The following is a 6,029-nucleotide window of genomic DNA, read 5'->3' as shown; positions in this document are numbered from 1 at the left end:
AAAAAAGCTATGGCAGAATTCGCACAAAGTGATACAGCATCGGCACAATTAGGCACTTTATTTGTGGTTGCCACGCCAATTGGCAATATCGAAGACATATCTGCACGGGCCATTCGCACGCTTAGAGATGCTGATCTAATCTGCGCCGAAGATACGCGTCATAGCCAGCGGCTAATGCAACATTATCAAATAAATACGCCAATGATGTCTTTGCATGAGCACAATGAAATGGCTCGCATTGAGCAAATCTCTGACAAGCTCAGGCAGAAGCAGACCATAGCATTGATTTCAGACGCTGGTACTCCTTTAATTTCAGATCCGGGATTTAAACTGGTGCGTGAGCTAAGAAAACAGGGATTCAGGGTCAGTCCGGTCCCCGGTCCCAGCGCTATTATTTCAGCTCTTAGCGTTGCTGGCCTTGCTACCGATAGTTTTAGTTTCTGGGGTTTTTTGCCGGCAAAATCCTCTGGCCGCAAACAGGCTTTCAATGATTTGTCACAGAACAGGGAAACCTTGGTGTTTTATGAGTCATCGCATCGCATTCTGGAGTCTTTAAAAGACTTGTACGAGATACTGGGCGATAGGGAGTTAGTGATTGCTCGCGAGCTGACCAAGACCTTTGAAACGGTTCTTTCAGGCATGGCTTCAAGTCTGATTGAGAAGGTGGCAGAGGATCTTGATCAGCAGAAAGGTGAATTTGTAGTGATGGTCGCTGGTGCTGATGATAAGCTCGCAGCAATGGATCTCGCCACTGAAAAGCTGATGCTGGCGCTTTTGGAAGAATTACCACCCAATAAGGCTGCTAAAATTGCCGCTCAGGTGTCAGGTCTAAAGAAAAAAACCTTATATCAATGGGCGCTGGAGCAAAAAGCGTAAAACAGATTTGTGTCACCTTCTAGTCTTGAATCAAGTCTTATTAGGTAACGAAAAGTTCTTAGCCAAGAATTTATTGAGAACTAGCCGAACTGGAGTTATTTATGAAATATTTAAAATCAGCAGTAGCCGCTTTATTGGTGCTTCCTGTTTTTGCGTTTGCCGGTGAGGTTAAAGTGAGCTGGGGTGAGTTTGATGACTTTATCGACGTTAGGCCAGCCGCTGAAACTAAATCAGCATTCTATAAGCGTGTGAAAACAAGTCTGGAAAAGTCATTTACAGAACTTGGTGAAAAATTGCCTGAGGGAACTGTGTTTGAGTTTCGTATTACCGATCTCGATCTGGCTGGTGATGTCCGATATGGCGGAATTCGCGAGTATCGCCTGGTAGAAAGAATCTACTTCCCAAAAATGAAGTTCGATTATCAGCTGGTTGATGCAGAAGGCAAGATTTTGAAAGAAGGTTCAGAATCTTTAAAAGATATGAACTTCCTGGATCGGATTCGGACACCTGCACAGTATCGCAAGGATGGTTTTTATTATGAAAAGTACATGTTCGAGCAGTGGTTTGAAGAGAATATCGAGAGTCAGTTTAAATAAGAGTTTGCTAAATCCGCGATTATAGGCAGGCCAATGAGCCTGCCTTTTTATTTTTGCTTGCTTTTTCAGCGGTGAAGACTAAACTTGCTCACAAGCTGGCCAGACAGTCGCTGCCTGCCTTTTGGCAGGGAGAGGAAAGTCCGGACTTCACAGAGCAGGGTGCCAGGTAACGCCTGGGCGGCGCAAGCCGACGGCAAGTGCAACAGAAAGTATACCGCCGATGGAATCGCAAGATTCACAGGTAAGGTTGAAATGGTGCGGTAAGAGCGCACCGCACTGCTGGCAACAGTATGTGGCGAGGTAAACCCCACCCGAAGCAAGACCAAATAGGGTTCCGTATGGCGTGGCTCGCGTTGGAACCGGGTAGGTTGCTTGAGCCATGGAGTGATCCATGGCCTAGACGAATGACTGTCCTAGACAGAATCCGGCTTACCGGCCAGCTTATTTTTTTACTACATCATTAACTCTTAACATTTCAGTATTAGTCATTCGAACGAAATGACTGTCCAAGACACACTCTTCACAAGAGAAGCGGCTTATCGGCCAGCTTATTTTTTTACTACATCATTAACTCTTAACATTTCAGTATTAGTCATTCGAACGAAATGACTGTCCAAGACACACTCTTCACAAGAGAAGCGGCTTACCGGGAAGCTTATTTTTTTCGTAATACACTCTACCTTCTGAAGTTTAAGTCATTTGTAGGGATAACTCATGAGTTGTCCGTACAATCCTACGCTTTCTAGCCTCAGAAATAATTGTTGTACTTCCTCCCAAACCTACATCAACTAACCAGCTAGCGTTATACTAATTCCATGAACTCTTCTGATTTCTACATTTTGTTAGCCGATTTGATCCTTGTCGCTCATGCACTGTTCGTGGTGTTTGTGGTGGTTGGATTGGTATTGATTCTAATTGGTGGCGTTTGCTCATGGTCATGGGTGCGGAATCCCTGGTTCCGCCTGTCGCACTTAATTGCGATTGGTGTGGTGGTGATTCAGTCGTGGTTTAGTGTTATCTGCCCTTTGACCATTTGGGAAAATGCACTGCGGCAAAAGGCGGGTGAGGTTGGTTATCAAGACACCTTTATATCCCATTGGCTGGAAAACCTTCTGTATTATCAATTCCCACAATGGATGTTCGTCGTTGCTTATACTCTGTTCGGTGCTTTGATATTGGTAAGCTGGTTTTGGGTGAGGCCCAGATCATTTAGATCCAGACCATTGGGATAAAAGAGTTAGTGTAAAGGCATTTCCTATTCGTACTCCAACTCATCAAAAATAGGCGAGGGGCCAAAAACATTTGACTGGGTAATGGTGGTAAAGAGTTCGAGTGCTTTGATGCCTTTGCTAGAATTGCCTTTGCTATTTAGCCCAGGGCTCCATACCGCAATGCTGTATTGGTCTGGGTAGATGGCTACGATACCGCCGCCAACGCCACTTTTACCGGGTAGCCCAACTCTGAAAGCAAATTCTCCTGCCTCATCATAGAAGCCACAAAGCAACATGATGGAGTTGATACGTTTGGTTTCCTGAGCGGTTAATATTCTCTTGTTGTTGAGCGGGTTTTTGCCGCCATTGGCGAGGAACATAAAGGTCTGAGCAAGATCTTTGCATGACATTTCAATCGAGCAAAGATGGAAATAAAAATCCAATACTTCTTCAGCGTCGTTTTCGATATTGCCATAGGATTTCATCAGATTGATATGGGCATTATTCTTAAAACCACATTCCTTTTCAGATTCAGCAGTGGTTTTGCAGTAATCAATATCGGGGTTACCCGCCAGTGAGCGCAGAAACTTGATGAAGTCCTGATAAGGGTTTTCCAATTCGCTGATCAGAATATCGCAAATGACTATGGCGCCGGCGTTAATTAACGGATTGCGAGGGATGCCTTGTTCGTACTCAAGCTGGACTAAAGAATTAAAGGGGCTACCTGAGGGCTCTACTCCAACGCGCTTCCACAAATCGTTACCAACTAGCTTGAAGGCATAAACCAGCGACAGAACTTTGGATATACTCTGGATGGAAAATGTCTCGTCGGTATCACCATGGTGATATCTGTGTCCGTCTCTGGTCACCAGGTACATACCAAACTTATTGGGATTGGCCTTAGCCAAAGCGGGAATATAAGTCGCTACCTGGCCTATTTGGTCATAAGTTTTAAGCTCCGCAGCGATTTTTTCGAATATTTCGTTGTAGTTCATACTCGGTAGGTTTTGGTGCGTATTCCCCCAGTCTATTGAACGCCAGGCTTTCTGGCTAGCCTGGATTACCATTATATCAATAGGTTATATCAATTAAGTGGCTTCATGCTGCTTATGAATAGAGTTTTTGACCTTTGGATTGGCATAAAGCAGACACTTTTTAGCCTCAGAACCATCAATTTAGTGAATAGCTCCCTCTAACTTAAAGTAAATTCTAACTTCCCTACCTAATTTTCTGAAAAATAAGCAGTTTATTTTTACCTGTTTGTTAGTGCTGACTAACTTCGCTAAGTGTTTGTCAAATAAGGACATTTTTCACATTTTCCATGCAAATTTGCCTTGCAAAACTCATGCAAACTTCATATAGTGTAGAGAAGTGGAGAAAAGTGTCGCAAAGTGGATCGTAGGGGATCAGTGAAGATCAACGACCAATTTGCATAAAACAGCTGAAAACCGGGTAGCACTTTCGGTTTTGGCATAACGAGTCAAAAGTGGGGTTTACATAGAGCCATGTTCCGTGGAGCAACTGCAATCAATATGGACGCGAAAGGTCGCATCGCCATTCCGGCGAAGTACCGTTCGCGTTTTGAAGATGTTTGCTCCAATCAAATTGTGGTGACTATAGACCTGTTTGACCCGTGTTTATTACTTTTCCCGCTCCCCCACTGGGAACAACTCGAAGCAAAACTCGACACTTTTTCTAACACAGACCCTAACCAACGCCGTATTAAACGTATGTTACTCGGTCATGCATCAGAGCATGAAATCGATGGTAATGGACGTATTCTACTGCCTCCTGTCCTGCGTGAATACGCGCAATTGGAAAAACAATTGCTTCTAGCCGGCCAAGGCAAAACATTCCAGATCTGGAATGAAGAGAATTGGCACAAGAAGATTGAGCAGGATGTTGAAGCGTTGGCTGAGGGGCCATTGGATCCAGAAAGTTTACCTGAACTGGCGTTCTAGTTATGAGCACCGAACAAGAACACGATTCAGTCCTGCTAAATGAAGCAGTGGAGGCTTTAGTGATCGACCCGAACGGCATATATATAGATTGCACATTTGGTCGCGGCGGACACAGCCGTGCCATTTTGTCACACCTGTCACAGGAGGGTCGCTTAATTGGATTTGATAAAGATTTACAGGCCATTGCAGTGGGCGAACAACTGCAGCAGGAAGATGACCGATTCAGTATTGTGCATGAAAGCTTTTCTCTTTTAGAACAAGAGGTTAGCAAGCGTGGATGGATAGGTGAAGTAACCGGTGTCTTGATGGATTTAGGCGTTTCATCGCCACAGCTGGATCAGGCCGAGCGCGGATTCAGCTTTATGCAGGATGGGCCGCTGGATATGCGTATGGATACTACGCGTGGTCAAACCGCTGAGCAGTGGATTGCCGATACGGATGAGGAAGACATGGTGTGGACTTTCAAAAACTATGGAGAAGAGCGTTATGCCAAGCGCATCGCTCGCGCCATTGTTGAGAAAAGAGCCAAGTCACCGATTACGCGTACTAAACAGTTGGCAGACATTATTTCTGAGGCGCATCCGCGCTGGGAAAAACATAAGCACCCGGCGACTCGTTGCTTCCAGGCGATTCGTATTGCCGTAAATCGTGAACTTGATGACCTGAAAGATACTTTGGAACAGGCGTTAAACGTATTAAAAGTAGGTGGCCGCCTGGTAGCGATCAGTTTTCACTCTCTGGAAGACCGTATCGTTAAGCAGTTTATCCAGAAGCAGGAAAAGGGCCAGGATTTTCCACCTGGTTTACCGATCACGGAAGACATGATCAATCGCCGCATGAAGAAAGTAGGAAAATTCACCAAAGCTGGCGACAGTGAGCTGGAGCGTAATATTCGAGCACGAAGCGCTGTTATGCGCGTGGCGGAGAAGCTGGCATGAGCCCCGCCAAAGTAAAAGAAAAAATCAAAGAGACCAATAGCTTATGGCCTTTTTACAGTTTGATGGCAACAGTGCTGCGCCGCTTTGGAGTGATATTTTTAGGTGTTCTGGTGGTGGTTTCAGGTGTGGTGATTGCTCATCAGACGCACCAGATGCGTCAGGCAACCATAGCCCTTAAGCAATTGGAAGATGAGCAGACAGCGCTGGATCTTCAATGGCAGAAACTGAGCCTTGAGCAGAGCGCATTGTCAGAACACAGCAGAGTCGAGTCACTTGCTGAAAAACGCTTACAAATGAAGCAGTTAGATTCAAGAGACGAAGTGTTAATTACACCCTCGGTTAGAGGTAAAGAATGAAGAAAGTACAAAACCGCAAATTAAAAACAGTACCGCTTTGTACATGGCGTTATTACGTCATGATTGCGGTATTGTTGTGCGGTTTTGGTGC

At 45.1% G+C, this 6,029-nt stretch carries 7 protein-coding genes and 1 other RNA gene; 7 read left to right on the top strand and 1 reads right to left on the bottom strand.

Annotation, left to right across the window (positions count from 1 at the left end; genetic code table 11):
• Positions 1–9 precede the first annotated feature (9 nt).
• The 4 genes from rsmI (at position 10) to HUJ19_RS02060 (ending at position 2,704) form a co-directional block, all read left to right on the top strand.
• Entirely contained in the window at positions 10–876 is an 867-nt protein-coding gene (rsmI, locus tag HUJ19_RS02075; RefSeq protein ID WP_367273952.1) for a 16S rRNA (cytidine(1402)-2'-O)-methyltransferase, read from the top strand.
• A 101-nt stretch (positions 877–977) separates the two neighbouring features.
• Entirely contained in the window at positions 978–1,472 is a 495-nt protein-coding gene (locus HUJ19_RS02070; protein WP_290621950.1) for a DUF3016 domain-containing protein, read from the top strand.
• 91 nt (positions 1,473–1,563) lie between these two features.
• Positions 1,564–1,920, top strand: an RNA gene (gene rnpB / locus HUJ19_RS02065) — RNase P RNA component class A.
• Between the two features lie 367 nt (positions 1,921–2,287).
• On the top strand, positions 2,288–2,704 hold the full coding sequence (locus HUJ19_RS02060) for a DUF2784 domain-containing protein (RefSeq protein WP_290621949.1): 417 nt from the start codon (positions 2,288–2,290) through the stop codon (positions 2,702–2,704).
• Between the two features lie 23 nt (positions 2,705–2,727).
• Here HUJ19_RS02060 and HUJ19_RS02055 read toward each other — a convergent pair whose 3' ends face one another.
• Positions 2,728–3,678 carry a glutaminase gene (locus tag HUJ19_RS02055; protein WP_290621948.1) on the bottom strand — a complete coding sequence of 317 codons (951 nt, stop codon included), beginning with the start codon at positions 3,676–3,678 and terminating at the stop codon, positions 2,728–2,730.
• 510 nt (positions 3,679–4,188) lie between these two features.
• Here HUJ19_RS02055 and mraZ point away from each other — a divergent pair.
• The 3 genes from mraZ to ftsL are packed head-to-tail and all read left to right on the top strand — an operon-like array spanning position 4,189 to position 5,938.
• Positions 4,189–4,644, top strand: coding sequence for a division/cell wall cluster transcriptional repressor MraZ (mraZ, locus tag HUJ19_RS02050; protein WP_018625348.1), 456 nt, complete (start codon positions 4,189–4,191; stop codon positions 4,642–4,644).
• A 2-nt stretch (positions 4,645–4,646) separates the two neighbouring features.
• Positions 4,647–5,582, top strand: a complete 936-nt coding sequence (gene rsmH / locus HUJ19_RS02045) for a 16S rRNA (cytosine(1402)-N(4))-methyltransferase RsmH (protein WP_290621946.1) — start codon at positions 4,647–4,649, stop codon at positions 5,580–5,582.
• Positions 5,579–5,938: a cell division protein FtsL gene (gene ftsL, locus HUJ19_RS02040; RefSeq protein WP_290621945.1), complete on the top strand. Its 360-nt coding sequence runs from the start codon at positions 5,579–5,581 to the stop codon at positions 5,936–5,938. The genes rsmH and ftsL overlap by 4 nt, the downstream gene beginning before the upstream one ends.
• Positions 5,939–6,029 lie beyond the last annotated feature (91 nt).

Source organism: Kangiella sp., assembly GCF_014762745.1.
Taxonomy (GTDB): domain Bacteria; phylum Pseudomonadota; class Gammaproteobacteria; order Enterobacterales; family Kangiellaceae; genus Kangiella.
Note: the sequence above shows the minus strand (reverse complement) of the source record. Positions and strands in the feature narration are given on the sequence as shown.